Raw genomic sequence first — 22,292 nt, 5'->3', positions numbered from 1 at the left:
CAGGCCGCCGGTGATCAGGTGGGCGCCGGACGGGGTGGGGCGTCCGGAGTCGTCGGGGCGGGTGCGGGCGAGCGGGGGACGTGGCGTCCGTCGGGGCGCAGGGCGACGAGGCGTTCGTCGTCGGCGTGGCGCAGTTGGGTCCACAGGGCGTCGGTGCCGCCGGTGGGCGGCAGGTCGACCAGGGTGGTGCGCAGCTCGGGGTGCTCCTGCGCGACGGCGAGCCCGAAGCCCCAGGCGAGCGCCTGCTGGGGGTGGGTGACGTGGGTGCTGTCGCCGGCGGCCTGGCTGCCGCGGACGACGATGTGCAGGCGGGGCGCCCAGGCCCGCTCCGCGAGGGCCCGCACCAGGTGCAGGGTGCTCAGGCAGGCCAGCCGGGCGGCTTCCCCGGCCGTGGGGCCGTCCTCGATCGCGGGGGCGTCGAGCGCGGTCGACTGCACGACGTGCCGGGGAGGTTCGTGCGGGAACGCCTCGTCGAGCAGCCGGGCCAGGTGGTCCGGGTCGGCGAGGTCGAGCACGTACAGGCCCGGCCCCTCCTCGGCGAACTCCCGTCCCTCGCGGGCGATGACGTGGGGTGCGGAGCCGTCCAGGCGCCGGGCCAGGTCCGTGGCGACCCCGGACGTGTCGGTGAGGAGGAGCCAGGGGCCCGGTGCCGGGGGTTCGGCGGCGGCCGGGCGGGGCTGCCAGCGCGTCTCGAACAGCGCCCCGTCGAGCGGGGACAGCGCGGCGAGCCTGAACTCACATGCCTCCAGTAGGAGTTGGCCCGCCTCGTCGTACAGGCGGAGGTCCAGGGTGGCGGTGTCTCCGGTGACGGACCGCAGGACGCAGGTCACCCGGGCGGGGGTGGTGCGCAGCCCGGTGTGGCGGAGGTCGGCGACGCCGGCCGGGACGAACGCGCGGCCCTGCGGGGCGTCGGCGGGCAAGGCGGCCGTGTGGAAGGCGGCGTCGAGGACGGCGGGGTGGATCAGGTGCCCGGCGGCGGGCCGGTCGGTGAGGCGGGCGACGGCCGCGGTGCGGGAACGGCGGCCCGACTCCAGGCCCTGGAATGCGGGTCCGTACTCGATGCCGAGGGTGGCCAGGGCGGCGTGCAGGGCGGTGATGTCGGCGGGTTCGTCGCAGCGGGCGCGCAGGGCGGCCGGGTCGTCGTCGGTGGGGGCGGCGGGGGCGGCGGTGACGCGGCCGGTCACGTGCCGTTCCCAGCGGGCGTCCGGGGCGCCGGCCGGGGCGGCGGAGACGGTGAAGTCCCGGACGCCGTCGACGGCGGGCCGCAGGACGAGTTGCAGCCGGATCGGCCGGGACGCGTCCAGGCGCAGCGGCTGGAGGAAGGCGACGTCGGTGAGCCGTACGTCGCCGCCGTCCCGGACGGTGCGGGCGGCTTCCAGCGCCATGGTCAGGAAGGCCGCGCCGGGCAGCCACACCTCGCCGGTCACGCGGTGGTCGGCGAGGTAGGCGAAGCGGCTGTCGCGCAGGTCCACCTCGGTCTGGAAGAGGTGCCGGCCCGGTTCGTCGCTGGCCTCGACGTGCGCGCCGAGCAGTGGCGAGGTGCCGGACGCGGTCGCCGGGGCCGGGGCGAGCCAGTGGCGTTCGCGGGCGAAGGCGTAGGTCGGCAGGTCGGCGCGGCGGTCCCCGGGGAACAGCGCCGTCCAGTCGGGGGTGTGGCCGGCCGTGTGGAGGGCGCCCAGGGAGCGCAGCAGCGTGTCGCGCCGGCCCGCGCCGCGGCGCAGGGTGCCGACCGTGACCGCGTCGACGCCGGCCTCGGCCGCCACCGCTTCGACGGCGGCGCCGAGCGACGGGTGCGGGCTGAGTTCGACGAAGTAGCGGTGCCCGTCGTCGAGGAGGCGCCGGACCGTGTCGGCGAACCGGACGGGTTCGCTGAGATTGGCGTACCAGTACCCGGCGTCGAGGCGCTCGCCGGGTACGGGTTCGGCCAGGACCGTCGAGTACAGCGGGGTCGCCGCGGGTGTGCCCCGGACGTCGGAGAGCCGGGCGAGCAGGTCCTCGCGGACCGGGGCCATCAGCGGGGTGTGCGAGGCGAACGGCGTGGACAGCGGCCGTGCCCGCACGCCCCGCTCGTCCAGGCTCCGGCGCAGGTCGGCCAGGGCGCCGGCGTCGCCGGACACGGCCGTGGCGTGCGGTCCGTTGACGGCGGCGACGAACAGCAGCCCGGCGTAGGGGGCGAGCAGTTCCTCGGCGTGCTCGCGCGGCACGTCGAGGGAGAGCATGCCGCCGCGTCCGGCGAGGAGGACGACGGCCCGGGCGCGGCCGGTGACGACGGCGACGGCGTCGTCCAGGGAGAGGGCGCCCGCGCTGTGGGCGGCGGCGATCTCACCGAGGCTGTGCCCGGCCACGGCGTCCGGGGTGACGCCGACCGCGCGCCAGGCGGCGGTGAGCGCCGCGTTGACGGCGAAGAGGACCGGCTGGAGGTACTCGGTGCGTTCCAACGGGGAGCACTCCTCGGGTGCCCGCAGCGCGGTGAGCACGGACCAGCCGGCGTGCCGCCGCACCGCCTCGTCGATCCGGGTCAGTTCGGCGGCGAACTCCGGGGTGTCGGTCATCAGGTCCAGGGCCATGCCGGGCCACTGGCCGCCGTGTCCGGCGTAGAGGAAGGCGACCTTGCCGGTGGGGTCCTCGCGGGGGCCGGGCGGGGTCAGCCGGCCGGCCGCGAGGTCGGTCAGGGCGGTCCTCAGCTCGTCGCGGTCGCCGGCCACGAGGGCGGCGCGGTGCTCGAAGTGGCTGCGGTGGCGGGCCAGGGTGTGGGCGACGTCGTGCAGGTCGGTGGAGCTGTCGGCCAGGTGCCGGGCGAGGGCGGCGGCCTGTCCGCGCAGCGCGGTCTCGCCGCGGCCGGACAGCACGAACAGCCGGGTGCCGGTGGAGGGTTCGGGCGTGGGGGTGGACGCGGGCGGGGCCTCCTCCACGATGACGTGCGCGTTGGTGCCGCTGATCCCGAAGGCGCTGACGCCCGCGCGCCGCACCCGGTCGGCCGAGGAGGGCCAGGCGGTCTCCTCGTGCAGCAGGCGCAGCCCGCTGTGCTCCCAGTCGACGTGCCGGCTGGGCGGGTCGGCGTGCAGGGTGCGCGGCAGGGTGCCGTGGCGCAGGGACTGCACGACCTTGATCAGGCCGAGGACGCCCGAGGCGGCCTGGGCGTGCCCGACGTTGGACTTCAGCGAACCGACGTACAGCGGACGCCCGTCGGGGCGGCAGGCGCCGAAGACCTCCGCGAGCGCGCCCGCCTCGATCGGGTCGCCGAGGGTGGTGCCGGTGCCGTGCGCCTCGACGTGGTCGATGTCGGCGGGCCGCAGCCCGGACTGCTCCAACGCACGCCGGATCACCCGTTCCTGGGCGGGGCCGTTGGGTGCGGACAGGCCCTGGCTGCGGCCGTCCTGGTTGACGGCGGTGCCGCGCAGCACGGCCAGCACCCGGTCGCCGTCGCGCCGCGCGTCGCCGAGGCGTTTGAGGACGAGCATGCCGGCGCCCTCCGCCCAGACGGCGCCGTCGGCGGCGTCGGAGAACGAGCGGCAGCGGCCCGTCGGGGACAGCCCGCGCAGCCGGCTGAACTCGACGAAGGTCCCCGGGGTGACCATCAGGGTGACACCGCCGGCGAGCGCGAGGTCGCACTCGCCGGACCGCAGGGCCTGCGCCGCCAGGTGGACGGCCACCAGGGAGGACGAGCACGCGGTGTCGACGGTGAGGGCGGGGCCGTTCAGCCCGAGCGTGTACGCGAGCCGCCCGGAGGCGACGCTGAGGGCGGAGCCGGTGCCGACGTAGCCGTCGAGCTGGTCGAGCCGGGTGCCGGAGAGGTAGTCGCTGCCGAACATGCCGACGTAGACGCCGGTGCTGCTGCCCGCGAGGTCGGCGGGGACGATGCCGGCGCGTTCCAGCGACTCCCAGGCGGTCTCCAGGAGCAGACGCTGCTGGGGGTCCATGGCCGCCGCCTCCTTCGGGGTGATGCCGAAGAACGCGGCGTCGAAGGAGTCGATGTCGTCGAGGAACCCGCCCTCGCGGGCGTAGGACTTGCCGGGCGCGTCCGGGTCGGGGTCGTACAGCGCCTCGACGTCCCACCGCGCGTCCGGGAACGGGCCGACGGCGTCCCGGCCCTCGGCGAGGAGCCGCCACAGGCCCTCGGGGTCGCGGGCGCCGCCGGGCAGCCGGCAGGCCATGGCGACGAGGGCCACCGGCTCCTGCGCGGAGGGCGTGGGCGCGGGCCGGGTGGCCTTCGCGGGGGCCGGGCGGCCGAGGACGGCGGCCAGCAGGTGGCCGGTGAGGCGGGCCGGGGTGGGGTGGTCGAAGAGGAGGGTGGCGGGGAGCCGGGCGCCGATGCGGGTGCCGACGCGGTTGCGCAGGTCGACGGCGGTCACCGAGTCCATGCCGAGGTCGCGCAGCGGCTGGTCGGGGCGGACCGCGTCGGCCGAGCGCAGGCCGAGGGCCTGGGCGGCCTCCTCGCGGACCAGGGCGAGGACACGGGCGGCGCGTTCGTTCTCGGGCAGCCGGGACAGCCGCTCCGCGAGTGTGGGTCCGCCCGCCGGGGCGGCCGGCCGGGCGGGCAGCAGGGACCGCCACAGGGCGCCGGCGGGCGCGGCGGCGCGCAGCCGGGGCAGGTCGAGGGACCAGGCGACCAGGTGCGCGGTGTCGTACCGCAGGGCGAGTGCGGTCAGGGCGGCGCCCTGCTCGGGGGTGAGGGCGCGGTGCCCGAGGCGGGCCATGCGCTCCAGGTCGGCGTGTTCGGCGGCCAGCCCCTCCCCCGCCCAGACGCCGTAGGAGACGGAGTGGGCGGGCAGGCCGCAGGCACGCCGGTGGTGGGCGAGCTGGTCGAGGAAGGCGTTGGCGGCGGCGTAGTTGGCCTGTCCGGGGGTGCCGACGACGCCCGCGGCGGAGGAGACGAGGAGGAACAGGCCGAGGTCGAGGCCCGCGGTGAGGCGGTGCAGATGGGCGGCGCCGTCGGCCTTCGGGCGCAGGACCTCGGCCAGCCGCTCCGGGGTCGTCTCGGCGAGTACGCCGTCGGCCAGGACGCCGGCGCAGTGGACGACCCCGCGCAGGGGTGCCTCGTCGCCGACGCGGTTGAGGACTTCGGCGAGGGCGGCCTCGTCGGCCACGTCGCAGGCGGCGATCTCCACCTGGGCGCCGAGCGCGGTCAGTTCGGCCGTCGCGTCGCCGGCACGCGGGTCCTCAGCGCCCTGACGTGACGTCAGCAGCAGGCGCGAAACGCCGAGTTCGGCGAGGAGGCGGGCGATGCGGCGGCCCACGGCACCGAGGCCACCGGTGATCAGAACGGTGCCGTCGGTGGGGATCGCGGGCCCGGCGCCGGGCCGGGCGGGACGGGCGCGGACGAGACGGGGGGCGAGGAACTGATCCCCGCGCAGCGCGAGTTCGGGTTCGCCGGTGTCCAGGACGGCGGAGAGCGGCGGTTCCCGGTCGTCCGTGTCGACGTCGACCAGGGTCAGTCCCAGGTCGGGGTGCTCGGCGCGCGCCCCGCGGACCATCCCCCACAGCACGGCGTGCGCGTACCCGGCGGCGGTGTCCGTGTCCGTGGCCGCGACGGCGCTCGTGGTGACCCAGACGGTACATGCGGGGGCCTCGTCCGGCGGGAGGGCGATCAGCGCCCGCAGTTCGTCCAGCGCGGCCACCGCCGTCGCGTGGGCCGTGGCGGCCGGGTCGGCGCCGGGCTCCGGGGCGGGCCAGCGGCGTACGACGGTACCGGCGGGCGTCTCCTCGGGTGCGGGTCCGGCGGGGCCGACCGGGGACCAGGCCACCTCGTACAGATGGCGGCCGTGCTCCGGGCCGCCGGTCGGCTCGGCCGGGTGCGCGGCCCGCAGGCGTACGCCCTCCAGCCGGCCGGCCGGGAAGCCGTCGGTGTCCCACAGGGTGACGTCCAGGACGACGTCCTCGCCGGGCTCCGGGGTCCTGCGGACGACGGCGAGCAGGTCGGTCGCCCCGCCGGGCGGCAGGACGCACCGGGTCATCGCCACCGGCAGCAGCACCCGTCCGCCGTCGAGCGGTTCGAGGACGGCGGCCACCTGGAGGGCGGCGTCGAGCAGGGCGGGGTGGACCGGGTACGGGTCGGCGGTGTCCCGGGCGGCGGCCGGGAGGGAGAGCCGGGCGAGGACGGTCCCGGCGCCGGTCGTGGTGGCCTCCCGTACGCCCTGGAAGGCGGGCCCGTAGCCGAGGCCGAGGGCGGCGAGGCGGGCGTAGGTGTCCCCGTCCCAGGCGGGTACGGGCTCCTCGGGCCAGGCGGGCGGTTCGCCGGCGGGCGGTTCGGCCGGTTCGGCGGCGGACGCCGTGGCGTGCGGGGTCCAGTCGCCGCCCTGCGGGCCGCGCGGCCGGCTGTGGACGGTGACCTCGGCCGTGGGCCCGGCCGTGCTCACCTCGACGGACACCTCGATGGTGCCGTGCGCGGGCAGGGTGAGCGGGGTGAGGAGCAGCAGCCCGGCGACGTCGGCGGGCCGGTCCGGGCGGGCCACGGCGAGGGCGGCGCGGCACAGTTCGAGCAGGGTGGTGCCGGAGACGACCGTACGGCCGTGGACGGTGTGGTCGGCGAGCCAGTCGGCGGTCAACGCCGACCACTCGTCGCGGAAGGTCCAGCGGGTCTCGTCGGCGGAGCGGAGCTGGATGCCGAGCAACGGGTGCGCGGCCCGGTCGAACAGGCCCGGCGCGTCCGCCGGGGAGGCGTCGATCCAGTGGCGCTGCTCGTCCCAGGCGTAGGTGGGCAGGTCGACGGGGGCGGTGGGCGGCACGAGCCGGCGCCAGTCGACGTCGTGGCCGTGGACGTGAAGCGTGGCGGCGGCGCGGTCCAGGCAGGCGGGGCCGTCCTCGTCGCGGCGCAGCGAGCCGACCGTCACCAGGTCCTCGTCGATGGTGGCGAGGGCGGTCAGCAGGGAGGGGTGCGGGGCGAGTTCGACGAAGCAGCGGTGGCCGTCCGCGATCATGCGCTCGACGGTGGGCGCGAAGCGGACGGGTTCGCGCAGGTTGCGGTACCAGTACGCGGCTTCTTGCTCGGCGGTGACGGGCGCGGTGGTGACCGTGGAGTACCAGGTGACGGCGGTGGGCTGGGTGAGCACGCCGTCGAGTTCGTCGAGGACGGTGTCGCGCACCGGCTCGACGCGGTCGCTGTGGGAGGCGTAGTCGACGTCGAGGACGCGGGCGAAGACCTGCTCCCGTTCCAGGCTCTCGACGAGGGCGCGGACGGCGTCGACGGCTCCCGAAACGACCGTCGAGCGGCCGCTGTTGACGGCCGCGACGGTGATCGGGCCGTCGCCGGTCCGGCGTTCCACCTCGGTGTGCGGCAGCGCGACGACGGCCATCGTGCCGGTGCCGGACAGGCCGGTCAGGGCCTGGCTGCGCAGGGCGACGACGGCGGCGGCGTCGTTGAGGCTGAGCGCTCCGGCGACGCAGGCCGCGGCGACCTCGCCCTGGCTGTGCCCGACGACGGCGTCCGGGCGGACGCCGCGGGCCCGCCACACGGCGGCCAGCGACACCATCACGGCGAACAGGACCGGCTGGACGACGTCGACGCGGTCCAGGTCGGGGGCCGCGGGGTCGCCGCGCAGGACGGAGGTCACCGACCAGCCGGTGAAGGGACGCAGGGCGGCGTCGCAGCGGTCGAGTTCGTCGGCGAACACCGGGTCGTCGGCGAGGAGGTCGCGTGCCATGCCGGGCCACTGGGAGCCCTGGCCGGGGAAGACGAACGCCACCTTGCCGGGGCGGGCCGTCCGGGGCGGGCCGGTGACGAGGCCGTCGTCGGCCGTGCCCTCGGCGAGCGCGCGCAGGGCGCGCAGCAGGCCGTCCCGGTCGGCCGCCCTGATGACGGCCCGGTGCTCGAAGTGGGTGCGGTGGTGGGCGAGGGTGGCGGCGACGGCGGGCAGCGGCAGGCCGGGCCGCGTGTCGAGGTGGTCGAGCAGTCGGGCGGCCTGGGCGGCGAGCGCCGGGAGGCCGCGCGCGGAGAGCGGGAGAAGGACGGTCCCGGGCCGGCCGGCGGGCCGGGGCTCCGGCGCGTCGGGGGCCTCCTCCAGCACGACGTGGGCGTTGGTGCCGCTGATGCCGAACGCGCTCACTCCGGCGCGCCGCACCCGTCCGGCCTCCCGCGGCCAGGGGTGCGCCGCGTCGAGGACGCGCAGTCCGCCGTGCTCCCAGTCGATGTGCCCGGTGGGCGTCCCGGCGTGCAGGGACGCCGGTATCCGCTCGTGGCGGAGGGCCAGGACGGTCTTGATGACGCCGGCGATGCCCGCGGCGGCCTGGGTGTGCCCGATGTTGGACTTCAGGGAGCCGATGCCGAGGGGCCGGCCGGCGGGGCGGTCCGGCCCGAACACGGCGGCCAGGGCGCGCCCTTCGATGGGGTCGCCGAGCGGGGTGCCGGTGCCGTGGGCCTCGATGTGGTCGATGTCGTGCGGGCGCAGCCCGGCCGCGTCGAGCGCGGCCCGCACCACGCGTTCCTGGGCGGATCCGCTGGGGGCGCTGAGGCCCTGGCTGCGGCCGTCCTGGTTGATCGCGGAGCCCTTGACGACGGCGAGGACCCGGTCGCCGTCCCGGCGGGCGTCCGCGAGCCGTTTGAGGAGGACGACACCGCAGCCCTCCGCCCAGACGACGCCGTCGGCGTCGGCGGAGAAGGGGCTGCACCGCCCGGACGGCGACAGGCCGCGCAACCGGCTGAACTCGACGTGCCCGCGCGGGGTGAGCAGCAGGGTGGCGCCGCCGGCCAGGGCGAGGTCGCACTCGCCGCCCGCCAGCGCCCGTGCCGCCAGGTGCAGGGCGACCAGGGAGGAGGAGCAGGCGGTGTCGACGGTGACCGCCGGTCCGCGCAGGCCGAGCGTGTAGGCGATGCGGCCGGAGGCGACGCTGGGCGCGGTGCCGGTGCCGACGTGCCCGTCGAGTTGGCCGAGTCCGGCCGCGGCCAGGTAGCCGGTGTCGTAGAGGCCGACGTAGACGCCGGTGTGGCTGCCGTTCAGGGAGGCGGGGACGATGCCGGCGCGTTCGACGGCCTCCCAGGAGGTCCGCAGCAGGAGCCGCTGCTGGGGGTCCATGGCCGCCGCCTCGCGGGGGGAGATGCCGAAGAACGCGGCGTCGAAGCGGTCGATGTCGCGGAGGTAGCCGCCGCGCAGGGAGTACGCCTTGCCGGTCGCCTCCGGGTCGGGGTCGTACAGGCCGCCGGTGTCCCAGCGGCCCGCGGGCGCGTCGCCGACGGCTTCCCGGCCCGTGTCGAGGAGCCGCCACAGCGCGTCGGGGCCGTCGGCGCCGGGCAGCCGGCAGGCCATGGAGATGATCGCGATGTCGTCGGGGCGGTGCGGGGCCGTGCCGTCGCGCTGCGGGGGTGCGGCCGGGGTGACGGGCCGGTCGCCGAGGACGGCTTCGGAGAGCGCCGCGATCGTGGGGTGGTCGAAGACCAGGGAGGGGTCGAGGGTCCGGCCGGTGAGGGCGGACAGGTCGGCGGCCAGGGTCACCAACTGGCGTGACCCCAGGCCGAGTTCGGCGAGAGGATGGTCGGGGTCGACGGTGTCCGGGTCGAGTCCGGTCGCCCGGGCGACGGCCGACTCCAGCCAGGCCCGGACGTCCTGCGGGGTGCGCAGGGGCGGATCGGGGAACTGCTTCGGGGACGCGTGCGCAGGCATGGAGAGAGATGTCCTCGTGGGTCGCGGAGAAAGGCCGCGGCGTACGGGGGGGTGCTCTGGTCCGCGTACGCCGCGGGGTGCGTCGTACGGCGCGCGCGGCGGCGTACGACGGGACGGGGCGGCGTCAGCCGAGGGCCGGTTCCTCGATGCGGGCGAGGGTGCCGGCCAGGTGGGCCGCCCGGGAGGCGTGGCGCTGGATCTTGCCGCTGGACGTCTTGGGGATGGTGCCGGGCCGCACGAGGACCACCTCGCGCAGCGCGATGCCGTGGGCCTCCGCGACGGCGCTGCGGACCACGTCGGTGATCTTCTCCGCCTCGCCCGCCATGTCGGGGGCGATCTCGGCGACGAGGACGGCCTGTTCGGTGCCGGCCGGGGTGTCCGGGGTGTCCACGCCGAAGGCGGCGGTGCAGCCGGGGCGCAGGGCCGGGTGGGCGGTCTCCGCGGTCAGTTCGAGGTCCTGCGGGTAGTGGTTGCGGCCGTCGACGACGATGAGGTCCTTGAGGCGTCCGGTGACGAACAGCTCGCCGTCCCGCAGGAATCCGAGGTCGCCGGTGCGCAGGAAGCGGCCCTCGTGCCCGGCGAGGCGGGCCCGGAAGGTCTCGCGGGTGGCGAGGGCGTTGCGCCAGTACCCCTTGGCGACGCTCGCGCCGGACACCCAGATCTCGCCGACCTCGCCGTCGGGGAGTTCCTCGCCGCGCTCGGGGTCGGCGACGGCGACGGTGAGTCCGGGTCCGGGACGGCCGCAGCCGACGGCGCCGGTGTCGGGCCGTCCGTCGGCGGGCGGGAGCTGGGTGGGCGCGGCGCCCGGGGTGCTGCCGCTGACCATGAGGGTGGCCTCGGCCAGGCCGTAGCAGGGGTACAGGGCCTCCCGGCGGAAGCCGGCCGGGGCGAAGGTGTCGGCGAAGCGCCGCAGGGTGGCGGCCCGCACGGGTTCGGCGCCGTTGAAGGCGACCTTCCACGCGCTCAGGTCGAGGCCGTCGAGGAGCTCGGGTGTGGCGTGCCGCAGGGCGAGTTCGTAGGCGAAGTTGGGGCCGCCGCTGGTGTGCGGGCGGTAGCGGCCGACGGCGGTGAGCCATCGCTGCGGCCGCTGCAGGAAGTGCAGGGGGGAGAACAGGGTGGCGGTGACGCCGAGGTGGACGGTGTTGAGGACGGGGCCTATGAGCCCCATGTCGTGGTAGACGGGCAGCCAGCTGACGAACATCTCGTGTCCGTGCTCGGCGATGGCGTCCGGGGTGTGGCCCATGCGCTCGGTGATGATCCGCTCGTTGTCGAGCAGATTGCCGTGGGTGACCATCACGCCGCGGGGCGCGGAGGTGGAGCCCGACGTGTACTGGAGGAAGGCGACCGAGTCGGCGTCCAGGCCGGGGTCGCGCCAGGCGGCGGCCGCGTCGTCCGGGATGTCCTCGGTGGCCACGCGGGTCGGGCCGGCGAGTTCGGGCAGGTGCTCGGTCAGGCCGGTCAGCGCCTCGATCGCCTCGCGGCCGCCCAGGATCACCTGGGCGTCGGCGTCGGCGATCAGCCGCCGCATCCGGGTCAGGGCGCGGTGGTTCTGGGACCGGCCGCGCGGGGGGACGCCGGGGACGGCGACGACACCGGCGGCGAGGCAGCCGAGGTAGCCGCAGACGAACTCGAGGCCGGGCGGGTACAGGAGCATGGCCCGGCTGCCCGCGAGGCCGCGCTCCTGGAGCCAGGCCGCGATCGCGCGGGAGCGCCGGGCGAGGCGGCCGTAGGAGATCTCCTGGATCTCGCCGTCGCAGTCGCCGGTGACGAGGTATCGGTAGGCGGTGCGCTCGGGGTGGCGCACCGAGTGCTCGGTCAGAAGGTCGACCAGGGATCGCACCATGTCGCGAGTCTCACCTGTCTGGATCGGTGGGCGAAGGAGGGAGTTCGAGGGTCACGTGCTGGACACGTGCAGACGCCTCGGTCGCCCGGGCCCCCTTGCCCGGCCGTCCGTCTCGACGACCCGCCGAGGGGTCACGGCGCTGGTCCGCCGTCCCCTCGTGTCCCCCCGCATCAACTGGCTACCGGTGAGTAGACCGTAGCAAGCCTGTCGTGTCCGATGGGTCGAACACAGGTAAACCCTACGTGTCGCACAGGAATTGGCGAAGCGGGGGGCTGTTCGGCGCGTCACGGGGCCCGCCAACTCCTCTGCCGTGGACCGCAATTGCGACAGTCCGCGACAGATCCGAGCAAGCTCCCGGCACATTCGGACCCAAGTATTCGCCGACCGTGCGAGATCGATCGATGACGGTGTGTACTGTGCTCCGAGCGCCGCGCGTCTCGGTCGCGCGACGAGGCCTGCCCGACTGCCCCCGACCCGACCTTCTGGGAAACCGACTCGATGATCGAATTACCGGACCTGGTGACCGGCGGGCTCGCCGTCGGCATGCTGTCCGCGCTCGCCCTGGGCGGCCTGCTGCTGCGCGCGCAACGCCAACAGGCGCGCCAGCGCGCCGAGATCGGCCGGTTGCACGCCCGACTCGACGAGGTCGCGCGGGCGTTGACGGACGAGGTCGAGCACCTCGCGGCGCGGCGCCTGCCCGCCGCCGCCCGGCGGCAGACCCACGCGAACGTCGCCGTGCCCGGCCCGCTGCACCCCCAGACCTCCGGCACTCCCCTGGGCCTCGCGCTGGACCACGTCCTGGACACCCTGCGCGGCGAACTCACCGCCCAGCGCACCCGGATCGACGCGGCCGCGCAGGCCGGTATGCGTGGCGCGACCCGCGAGATCCAGGCGGCCCTCTACCGTCTGCAGGACGCGCTGCGCGGACTCCAGCAGAAGTACGACGACCCCGAGCTGACGCAGACGCTGTTCCAGCTCGACCACGAGAACGAGCAGTCGCTGCGGCGCGCGCAGGTCGCCGCCGTGGTGTGCGGGGCGTGGGTCGGGCTCGCGCGCGAGGAGTCGCACGTGGTGGACGCGGTGACCGGCGGCCAGGCACGGCTCGCCGGCTACCACCGGGTCCGGGTCCACAACCATCTGGAGGCGGGCACCGCGCTGGTGTCCCACGCCGTGGAGCCGGTCGCGATCATCGTCGCCGAACTCCTCGACAACGCGCTGCGGCACTCCGCGCCCGACACCGACGTCGTCGTCAACCTGGAACACGTCCACCACGGCGTGTGCGTCACGGTCGACGACGCCGGCCTGGGCATGACGCAGGACGAACGCGCGCGTGCGCAGCGGCTGGTGGCGGGGTCCGAGCCGATCCTCCTCACCGACCTCGGCGATCCGCCGCGGATGGGGCTGGCGGCGATCGGGCAGCTGACGCGGCAGTTCGACCTGGGCGTGGACCTGTCGTCGCCGTCGCCGTACGGCGGGGTGCGCGCGGTGCTGCGGGTGGACAGCCGGCTGCTCGGGCACATCGACCCCGAGGAACGGCCCCCGGCGGCGAGCGCCCCGCGCTCCACCCGCCCGTCGCCCCGTCCCGGGCCGGCCACCGTGCCGGGCACCGCTCCGGCCACCGTCCCCGGCCCCCGCTCCACCGGCCCGTCCGCCGAGGGCGACCCCTCGGACTCCGCGCACGGCTACGGCAGCGACCGTCCCGAGGGCGACACGGGCTCCGGGCACCGGGACAACCCCGACACCGGCGGGCTGCCGCGGCGCCGGCGCCGTACGCGGGCGACCGCCGCGCCGGAGGAGCCCGCCGCGCCCCGCTCCGAGGCCCCCGGCCCGGAGCAGGCGGCGGCCGCACTCGGCGCGCTCCAGGCGGGCACGGCGGCGGCACGGTCCGCCACCGGCGGCACCACGGACGAGGCGGAGCCCGCCGCGGCGAAGCGCGCGGAACCGGCCGTGGACGACCCGGCCTCCGGGCCCGGCGCGGCCCATGCGACGGACTCGACCACCCGGACCGCCCGGACCGCCTCGAACGACACGACAGCCACGACCGACACGTCGGACGCCTCCGACCAGGCGGACATCTCCGACCCGACCGACCACGAACTGACCGACCACGAAGGGGGAACGGCTCGATGAGCAGCCGCGACGCGGGAGACACGGCCTGGGTGCTGGATCCGATCCTGGAGGTGCCGCACGTCGTGGCCGCCGTGCTGCTCACCCGGGACGGACTCGTGACCGGCTACACCGACGCGCTGACGCAGCCCTCGGCCGAGCGGGTCGCCGCGATCACGAGCACCGTGCAGGGCGCCTGCCGTACCGCGGCCGCCGCGTTCGCCGACCGGGAGCGGGCCGAGGTGCGCCAGGTCGTCATCGAGTCCGACCACGGCTATGTGCTGATCGTGCCGACGGACCACGGCACCTGTGTGGCCGCCTACGGCGACCAGGAGGTGCGCCTCGACCTCCTCGCGCACCGCGTGCACTCGCAGGTCGCGCGGCTCGGCGAGAAGGCGATGGCGGCCGCGCCCCGGGGCGGCGACGGCGGCGCTCCGGCATGACCGGCCGCCGTGGTGGCCGCCCCCTGGTCCCCGCGTACCTGTCGACCGGCGGGGTGGCCCGGCCCAGCCGGCCGCACCTGGAGCGGCTGTCGGTGCTCAGCCGCGCCGGCACGCCCGCTCCCGCCGGTCTGCCCGCCGCCCAGCTCGCCCTGCTGGACGCGCTGGAGGACGGCTCGCTGACGGTGGTGGAGGCGGCGGCGCTGCTGCGGCTCCCGGTCTCGGCGGTGCGCGTCCTCGCGGGCGACCTCATCGACCGGGAGCTGGCGTCGGCCCGCGCGCCGATCCCGCCCGCCGCACGCTTCGACCCCGACCTGCTGAAGAGAGTGGCCGATGGCCTTCGCGCCCTCAAGCACGCCTAGCGACGTCCGCGCCCGCGCCACCGCGGGCCCCTCCGACGACGTCCATCTCCCCGACACCGCGCGGGACCTGGTCAAGATCCTGGTGACCGGGCCGTTCGGGGTGGGCAAGACGACCCTGATCGGTTCCGTCTCCGAGATCCGGCCCCTGCACACCGAGGAGCCGCTCAGCGAGGCGTCCGCGCCCGTCGACGACCTCGCCGGGGTGCGGGACAAGTCGACGACGACCGTGGCGGTCGACTTCGGCCGGATCAGCCTGCCGGGCGGGGTCGTGCTGTATCTGTTCGGCACGCCGGGGCAGGAGCGGTTCCGGCCCCTGTGGGACGACATCGCCTACGGCGCCCTGGGCGCCCTCGTCCTCGTCGACAGCCGCCGTATCGACGCCTCGTTCGACGTGCTGGGACTCGTCGAGGAGTCGGGGCTGCCGTACGCGGTCGCCTTCAACACCTTCCCGGACGCGCCCCGGCACCACACGGAGGCCGAACTGCGCGCCGCCCTCGACCTGGAGGACGGCACCCCGATGGTCACCTGCGACGCGCGGGACGCCGACTCGTCCGTCGACGCGCTCCTCGCCCTCGTCCAGCACCTCATCGACCGCGACACCCCGGAGGGCCGGTGACCGTCCACTCCCCCGACCTGGACAGCTTCTCCCGCACGACGCCCGTACGCCTGTGGGAGGACGGCTTCGCTCGCGACCCGTACCGCTACTACGAGGCGCTGCGCGCCCAGGGCCCGGTCGGCTGGGGCGAGTTGGCGCCGGGCGTCCCGGCGTACGTCGTCACCGGCCGGCGCGCGGCACTGGACCTGCTGCACGACACGGACGCCTTCTCGCACGACCCCCGGCCCTGGGAGTCGACGGTCGCCGACGACTCGCCGATCCTCGGCATGATGCGCTGGCGGCCCAACACGCTGTTCGCCGACGGCGCCGCCCATGTGCGGTACCGCACCTCGCTGATCGACACGTTCGACGGGATCGAGCCGCACGACCTGCGGGCCCGGGTGCACCGGGCGGTGCGCGTGCTGGTCGGCCGGTTCGGCCCGAAGGGCGAGGCCGATCTGGTGGGCGAGTTCGCGCGGCCGCTGATGGCGCTGGTCTTCAACAGCCTCTTCGGGCTCCCGGACAGCCAGAGCGACCGGCTCGACGTGGCGCTCGGCAAGATGATGGAGGGCGGCGCCGAGGCCGCCGAGGGCGAGGCGGAGTACGGCGGCTATGTGCTGGAGCTGATCGCCGCGAAGGCCGCGGCCCCGGGCGACGACCTGCCGAGCCGGCTGCTGGCCCACCCGGCCGGGCTCACCCCGGAGGAGGTCACCTGGCAGGTGTTCCTCACCCTGGGCGCCGGGCACGAGCCGACCGCCAACCTGGTGTCCAACGCCCTCTCCCGCATCCTCGGCAACCCGAGCTTCTACTCCACGCTCACCAGTGGCGCCCGCCCGGTGACCGACGCGGTCGTGGAGGTGCTGCACCACGAGACGCCGCTGGCCAACTACGGCATCCACTACGCCCGCAGGCCCCTGTCGTTCCACGGCGCCTGGATCCGGGCGGCGGTCCCGGTGGTGATCTCGTACGGGGCGCTCGCCCACTTCGCCGAGCGGGACGCCCCCGGTGCGCGGCACCCCCGCGACGCCTCCCATCTGTCCTGGTCGGCGGGGCCGCACGCCTGCCCGGTGCGCCAGCACACGCTGCTGATCGCCACCGAGGCCATCGAACGGCTCACCCAGTGGCTGCCCGACCTGGAGCCGGTCCTGCCGCGGGAGCGCCTGACCTGGCGGCCCGGGCCGTTCCACCGCTCGCTGACCTCGCTGCCCGTCCGGTTCAGCCCCCGCTCCCCCGACCAGCCTGGAGGCCCGTCGTGACCGTGACCGACCGCATCGCCATCGACCCGTTCGGAGCCGACATCCCCGGGGAGAGCGCCCGGCTGCGCGCCCGCGGCCCGATCGTGCCCGTCGAGCTGCCCGGCAGCATCCCGGCCTGGGCGCCCACGACGTACGACACGCTGCGGGAGCTGATCCTGGATCCCCGGGTCAGCAGGGACCCCCGGCAGCACTGGCGGCTCTGGCCCGAGGTGGGCGAACACCCCTCCTGGGGCTGGATCCTGGGCTGGGTCGGCGTGGTCAACATGCTGTCGACGTACGGCGGCGACCACGCGCGGCTGCGCAAGCTGGTCGCGCCGAGCTTCACCCAGCGGCGTACGGAGGTGATGCGGCCCCGCGTCGAGGCGATCACCGCGGAGCTGCTGGACGCGCTCGACACGGGCGGCGACGCGGTCGACCTGAAGGCGGCGTTCGCCCACCCGCTGCCGATGCGCATGATCTGCGAGCTGTTCGGCGTGCCGGACAAGCTGCGCGAGGACACCGCCATCCTCATCGCGGCGATCATGGACACCTCCGACCCGACGCCGGAGCACGCGGCGTTCGTGCAGGAGCGGATCGGCTCGGTGCTGGGCGCGCTGATCGCCCACCGGCGGCAACATCCCGGCGACGACCTGACGAGCGAGCTGATCCGGGTCCGCGACGAGGACGGCGACCGGCTCAGCGACGAGGAACTGCTCTACACGCTGCTGCTGGTGATCGGCGCCGGCTTCGAGACGACGGTCAACCTGATCGGCAACGCCGTCGTCGCCCTGCTGACCCACCCCGAGCAGCTGGCGGCCGTACGGTCCGGGGAGATCGGCTGGGACGCGGTGATCGACGAGACGCTGCGCGTGCACCCGTCGATCGCGTCGCTGCCGCTGCGGTTCGCCGTGACCGACCTCGAGGTGGGGGACGTGACGGTCCCGGCCGGGGACGCCATCATCACGACGTACGCCGCCGCCAACCTGGACCCCGCGCACTACGGGCCGGACGCGGGCGGCTTCGACGCCGCGCGCGGCGCCGACGACCATCTGTCGTTCGGGATCGGCGTGCACCGGTGCATCGGCGCCCCGCTGGCCCGGATGGAGGCCCTGACCGCGCTGCCCGCGCTCTTCGACCGGTTCCCCGGGCTGCGGCTGACTTCGGCCGAGGAGGAGCTGCGTCAGGTGCCGTCGTTCATCGCGTTCGGCTGGCAGGAGATACCCGTGCGGCTGCGGGGCTGACGGCGGATCCGCGCGGGGACGCGACCGGTCCCCCGTTCCGGTCGTGTCCCCGCGGTGCGTAGACCGTACGGCTCCCCCGGCGGTCGTGTGTATCGCGTCGGTGCCCGCTGAGCTGCCGCCAGGACTCACCTGTGCACAGCCGCGCCCTAAACGCCCGTTTTCGTCGCGTGCAGGGCGGGCGGTTCCAGGTCACCGAGCGCCAGGTGGGCCAGGACGACCTCGTACAGATCGCTGCCACCGGCGAGCAGCCCGCGCTCCAGGACGGGCTCGGCGCTGCGGACGTGCTCGCGCACGGTCTGCGCGTGGACGCCGAGGCGCTGCGCGGCCCGTTCGGCGTTGCCGCCCTCGGCGAGCCAGGCACGCAGCGTGCGGCGCAGGTCCCGGGTGTCGTGGTCGAGACGGGACAGCAAATCCTGCGCCCAGGTGACCATGGCGGGCCCGGACAGCAGGTCGCGCAGCGAGACGGGGTCGTCGTGCGGGGCGATCTGGTCGGCGGGCGCTCCGGCCAGTCCCTCCCGGGTGTTGAGGGCGACGTGCACGACGGCCCGGGCGGTGAGGTCGGAGAAGCGGGTGCTCAGCAGTGCCTCGACCCGCTCCATGCGGGCGCGCACGGTGTTCCGGCTGACGCCGAGCACCTTGGCGGCGTTCACCGCGGTGAACTCCAGGCCGAGCCGGGTGGTGGCGAGCAGTTCGGCGCGGGTGTGGTGCGGCAGGGCGTCGAGGGGGCGCAGCACCCGGGCCGTCCAGCAGCGCAGGGCCGCCGGGTCGACGAGACGTTCGGGGTGGGTGCGTTCGGCGTAGACGGCGGCCTTGTCGGACCGGAAGTGGGCGACGGCGAGCGCGCTGACGGCCTGCCCGTAGGCGGTGGCGGTGCGTACCAGGGCCTGCCGGGCGCTGCCCCCGAGGAAGGTGCGCGGGCGGGGCCCGACCAGCGACCGCAGTTCGCGGGCCTCGGTGTCGCCGGGGGTGACGACGATGACGTGCTCGTCGACGGCCGGGCACAGCACGACCAGGGCCTGCTCCCCGGTGGCGTCGATGCACTCCTCGGCGAGCCGGTCGCGTTCCTCGGCGCTGCCCTCGACGACGTACACGCAGGCCGTGTCGGTGTCGAGGAGCCCGGGCCACAGCCCGGCCGCGACCCGGCGCGCCGAGACGGTGTCCTCGACCATGAGCAGCTGGAGGATCGCGAGCCGCAGATCGGAGGTGGCCCGTTCCAGGCGGTGGCCCGCGGCGGTGGTCTCGCCTGCCTTGAGCAGGATCTCCAGGACGTGCGCGCTGTGGCCGACGATGTCGGCGGCCCGCCGGTCGAAGGGCTCCGCGCGGGACACGGCGAGGACGCCCGCCGCCGCCGGGTTCGGTCCGGCGACCCGGACCAGCCGCTGGTGGCAGCCCCCGCCCTCCCAGGCGGCCGACGCGATCCGGCCGGCGGCCACGGCGTCGGCCAGCTGTTCGTCCAGGGCCGGCCGGGTGCCGGCGACGAGGGTGCCGGAGGCGTCGAGGAGGCACGCGGTGCCCCGCACGGTGTCCGCGAGCCAGGCCACGACGCGGCCGACGTCCCTGCCCTGCGGCCGCAGATGCTCCAGCAGCTCCTGCGCCCACGCCGAGGGCGCGGCGTCGTCCACCCCTGCCTGCCCGGCCCCGTCCTCTCCGCCAGCCATGTCGGCCTTCACCTCGTCCTGCGGTCCTGCGTCTCGTTCACGTACCGGTCGGGGACGTTACCTCACGCCCGCGCGGCGAGCCGGTGCCCACCGGGGGTGGGGGCCGCCCCGGGGATAGGCTCGGCCAATGGCGAAGTACTACGACGTGCACCCCGACAATCCGCAGCCGCGCACCATCGCGCAGATCGCCGAGAGCGTCCGTTCCGGCGCGCTCATCGCGTATCCGACGGACTCCTGCTACGCGCTGGGCTGCCGGCTGGGCAGCCGTGACGGCATCGACCGCATCCGGTCCATCCGCCACCTGGACGACCGGCACCACTTCACCCTCGTCTGCCAGGACTTCGCGCAGCTCGGCCAGTTCGTGCGGATCGACAACGACGTGTTCCGCACGATCAAGGCGTCGACGCCCGGCAGTTACACGTTCATCCTCCCGGCGACCCGGGAGGTGCCGCGCATGCTGCAGCACCCGAAGAAGAAGACGGTCGGCGTGCGCATCCCCGACCACGTCGTCACCCAGGCGCTGCTCGCCGAGCTGGGGGAGCCGCTGCTGTCCAGCACGCTGCTGCTGCCGGACGAGGAGGAGCCGATGACGCAGGGCTGGGAGATCAAGGACCGGCTCGACCATGTGCTGGACGGGGTCGTGGACTCCGGGGAGTGCGGCACCGAGCCGACGACGGTGATCGACTTCTCGTCCGGTGAGCTGGAGATCGTGCGCCACGGCGCGGGGGACACGTCCCGGTTCGAGTAAAGGCGTCCCCAAACGGCCGGGGGTGCCCGAGGGGGCGGGACCGTGCGGTGAAACGATGCACGCGGTCCGGTCCCGCCGGGGGCCGATGACCTGTTCCGCCGCGCGATCGCAGAGAGGGCGCCCCCACCATGACCTCCGTCCAGGGCACCGTTGTCGACATCCCCACCGAGGACGGCGTCGCCGACGCCTACCTGACGCATCCCGCCGAGGGCGGCCCCCACCCCGCGGTCCTGCTCTACATGGACGCGTTCGGTCTGCGGCCCCGCCTCGAGGCGATGGCCGACCGGCTCGCCGCCGCCGGGTACACGGTGGTGGTGCCGAACGTGTTCTACCGGGCCCGCCGCGCCCCCGTGCTCGACCTGCCGGAGTTCATCGACGCCGCGGCCCGGCCGGCCGTCTTCGAGGCCCTCGGCCCGATCATGGCGCAGCTGACCCCGGAGGCGGCGATGCGGGACGCCGGTGCCTATCTGCGGTGGCTGGAGTCGTGCCCGGCCGCGGCGGACGGTCCCGTCGCGGTCACCGGCTACTGCATGGGGGCGGGACTGTCCCTGCGGACCGCCGGCACCTACCCGGACCGGGTCGCCGCCGCGGCCGGCTTCCACGGCGGCCGGCTCGCCACCGAGGCGCCGGACAGCCCCCACCTGGTGGCCGGACAGGTCACCGCGGAGCTGTACTTCGGGCACGCGGACGACGACCCGTCGCTGCCGCCCGAGCAGATCGAGCGCCTGGAGAAAGCCCTGACGGAGGCGGGTGTACGGCACCGCTGCGAGGTGTACCCGGGCGCCGGCCACGGCTTCACCCAGTCCGACACCGACGCCTACGACCGCGCCGGGGACGAGCGGCACTGGGAGGCGCTGCTCGACCTGCTCAACCGCACGTTCTGAGCGGCCTGTTCGGGAGACGGGGGCGGGCCGCTCCCGTCACCCGGTCATTGTTACGGTGCACCGGTGTCTGTCTCCTCACGTGATACCGCGGAAGGCGCCGGCTGGGGCGCGGCCGAACCCGGCACCTACAAAGGGCTGATGCCGCCCGCGGTGCGGAAGATCTCCTGGCTCGACCCCCGGATGCTGTGGGCGGCCCGCAACGGCGTCCTGGCCTCCCTGTTCGGGGATCCCACGGGCCGTACCCGGAGCCGGTGGGTGGCGCAGCGGGAGGCCGCCGGGGCACCGGCCGACAAGGTGATCCGGCGCGACGACCCCGACCGGTTCTCCTTCCTCGTCATCGGGGACACCGGCGAGGGCGACGACTCCCAGTACGCGGTCGTGCCGGGCCTCCTGAAGGAGGGTCAGGACACCCGCTTCGCCGTTCTCGCGAGCGACGTGATCTACCCGGTGGGCGCCGCCGACGACTACGGCCCCAAGTTCTTCCGGCCGTACCGGGACTACAAGGCGCCCATCTACGCGATACCCGGCAACCACGACTGGTACGAGGACCTGACCGCGTTCATGCGGGTGTTCTGCGACGACGCCCCGCCGCTCCCGCCGGAGCCCGCGCCGCGCCCGCTCAGCCGGGCGCGGCTGCGGTCCCTGCTGTGGCACCGTCCGCGCGAGGGTGACGGACAACGGCTCGACGAGGCACGCACGTTGCGGTCGGACCCGTCCCAACTGGCCGTCCAGCCCGGCCCGTACTGGGCGATCGACGCCGGGCCGATCCGGATCGTCGGCCTCGACACGGGACTGCTCGGGACGATCGACGCCGAACAGGGCGCGTGGCTGCGGGAGGTGTCGAGGGACCCCCGCCCGAAGATCCTCGTCACCGGCTCGCCGCTGTACGTGGACGGTGAGCACCACCCGTGCGCCATCGAGGGCAGCGGCACCGTGGACGACATCGTCCGCGACCCGGCGCACCGCTACGTGGCGGCGATCGGCGGCGACATCCACAACTACCAGCGCTACCCGGTGCGGGTCGGCGACCGCACGATCCAGTACGTGGTCGCGGGCGGCGGCGGTGCCTTCATGCACGCCACGCACACCATCAAGAAGGTCGACGTGGCGGGCGTCGGCGAGGACGACTTCCGCTGCTATCCGCTGCGCGGCGACTCCCTGGCGTTCTACAGCGCGCTGTACGGCCGGCGGCTGCGGCTGCGCCGCTTCTTCACCCTGACCGAGGCGGAGGCGGCGGCCGTCGTCGCCGAGCGTCTGGGCATGCGGCTGACCCGCGCGCAGCAGGCCACAGCACGCGTGACCTGGCGGGTCCGGCTGGTGGCCGCCCTGCTCGGCGCGGGCCGCCGCCCCGACCGCCGGGCACGGCTGCGGCTGCCGGTGCGCAAGCTCTACACGCAGCTGTTCTCGCCGAGCTCGACGACGTACAGCCCGCCGTTCTTCAAGTGCTTCCTGCGACTGGACGTCGGCCCGGAGGCGATCCGGCTGCGCTGCCACGCCGCGACCGGGAACCTCGCCCAGGAACTCGACCCGCCGGTGGAGGACGAGGTGACGATCCCGCTGGTCTGAGGCGCGGGGGCGGGAACATCA

Annotated in this window: 12 protein-coding genes; 9 read left to right on the top strand and 3 right to left on the bottom strand. The window is 75.4% G+C overall.

Annotation, left to right across the window (positions count from 1 at the left end):
• Positions 1–14: 14 nt before the first annotated feature.
• Positions 15–9,593 (bottom strand): type I polyketide synthase, encoded by a 9,579-nt coding sequence (locus F8R89_RS33340; protein WP_225994564.1) that lies wholly within the window; start codon positions 9,591–9,593, stop codon positions 15–17.
• Between the two features lie 124 nt (positions 9,594–9,717).
• A complete protein-coding gene (locus tag F8R89_RS33335) occupies positions 9,718–11,436 on the bottom strand; it encodes a fatty acyl-AMP ligase (protein WP_151787493.1) in 1,719 nt (572 codons plus the stop codon).
• A 498-nt stretch (positions 11,437–11,934) separates the two neighbouring features.
• Between F8R89_RS33335 and F8R89_RS33330 the strand changes: the two genes are divergently transcribed.
• Genes F8R89_RS33330 through F8R89_RS33305 form a run of 6 tightly spaced genes read left to right on the top strand, consistent with a single transcriptional unit; the run spans position 11,935 to position 17,415 of the window.
• On the top strand, positions 11,935–13,566 hold the full coding sequence (locus tag F8R89_RS33330; RefSeq protein WP_151787492.1) for an ATP-binding protein: 1,632 nt from the start codon (positions 11,935–11,937) through the stop codon (positions 13,564–13,566).
• Positions 13,563–13,985: a roadblock/LC7 domain-containing protein gene (locus F8R89_RS33325; protein ID WP_151787491.1), complete on the top strand. Its 423-nt coding sequence runs from the start codon at positions 13,563–13,565 to the stop codon at positions 13,983–13,985. Before F8R89_RS33330 ends, F8R89_RS33325 begins: the two co-directional genes overlap by 4 nt.
• The gene (locus tag F8R89_RS33320) at positions 13,982–14,344 is read left to right on the top strand and encodes a DUF742 domain-containing protein (protein WP_151787490.1); all 363 of its coding nucleotides are present in this window, start codon (positions 13,982–13,984) and stop codon (positions 14,342–14,344) included. The genes F8R89_RS33325 and F8R89_RS33320 overlap by 4 nt, the downstream gene beginning before the upstream one ends.
• Positions 14,316–14,960, top strand: coding sequence for a GTP-binding protein (locus tag F8R89_RS33315; RefSeq protein ID WP_151787489.1), 645 nt, complete (start codon positions 14,316–14,318; stop codon positions 14,958–14,960). Before F8R89_RS33320 ends, F8R89_RS33315 begins: the two co-directional genes overlap by 29 nt.
• The gene (locus F8R89_RS33310) at positions 14,957–16,195 is read left to right on the top strand and encodes a cytochrome P450 (RefSeq protein WP_151787488.1); all 1,239 of its coding nucleotides are present in this window, start codon (positions 14,957–14,959) and stop codon (positions 16,193–16,195) included. Before F8R89_RS33315 ends, F8R89_RS33310 begins: the two co-directional genes overlap by 4 nt.
• Positions 16,192–17,415, top strand: coding sequence for a cytochrome P450 family protein (locus F8R89_RS33305; RefSeq protein ID WP_151787487.1), 1,224 nt, complete (start codon positions 16,192–16,194; stop codon positions 17,413–17,415). Before F8R89_RS33310 ends, F8R89_RS33305 begins: the two co-directional genes overlap by 4 nt.
• A gap of 146 nt (positions 17,416–17,561) precedes the next feature.
• Here the strand turns inward: F8R89_RS33305 and F8R89_RS33300 are convergent, their stop codons facing one another.
• Positions 17,562–19,073 carry a helix-turn-helix domain-containing protein gene (locus tag F8R89_RS33300; RefSeq protein ID WP_151787486.1) on the bottom strand — a complete coding sequence of 504 codons (1,512 nt, stop codon included), beginning with the start codon at positions 19,071–19,073 and terminating at the stop codon, positions 17,562–17,564.
• A 127-nt stretch (positions 19,074–19,200) separates the two neighbouring features.
• On the opposite strand from F8R89_RS33300, the gene F8R89_RS33295 reads away from it, so the two are divergent.
• The 3 genes from F8R89_RS33295 to F8R89_RS33285 all read left to right on the top strand — a co-directional run bounded on the left by F8R89_RS33295 (position 19,201) and on the right by F8R89_RS33285 (position 22,271).
• Positions 19,201–19,821 carry an L-threonylcarbamoyladenylate synthase gene (locus tag F8R89_RS33295; protein ID WP_192806300.1) on the top strand — a complete coding sequence of 207 codons (621 nt, stop codon included), beginning with the start codon at positions 19,201–19,203 and terminating at the stop codon, positions 19,819–19,821.
• 128 nt (positions 19,822–19,949) lie between these two features.
• Positions 19,950–20,705 carry a dienelactone hydrolase family protein gene (locus F8R89_RS33290; RefSeq protein ID WP_151787485.1) on the top strand — a complete coding sequence of 252 codons (756 nt, stop codon included), beginning with the start codon at positions 19,950–19,952 and terminating at the stop codon, positions 20,703–20,705.
• 63 nt (positions 20,706–20,768) lie between these two features.
• Positions 20,769–22,271: a metallophosphoesterase family protein gene (locus F8R89_RS33285; protein ID WP_151787484.1), complete on the top strand. Its 1,503-nt coding sequence runs from the start codon at positions 20,769–20,771 to the stop codon at positions 22,269–22,271.
• Positions 22,272–22,292: the final 21 nt, after the last annotated feature.

Origin of the sequence: Streptomyces sp. SS1-1, assembly GCF_008973465.1 — a bacterium.
Classification (GTDB): Bacteria; Actinomycetota; Actinomycetes; order Streptomycetales; family Streptomycetaceae; genus Streptomyces.
The sequence above is the reverse complement of the archived record's forward strand: the minus strand, read 5'-3'. Positions and strand labels throughout refer to the sequence as shown.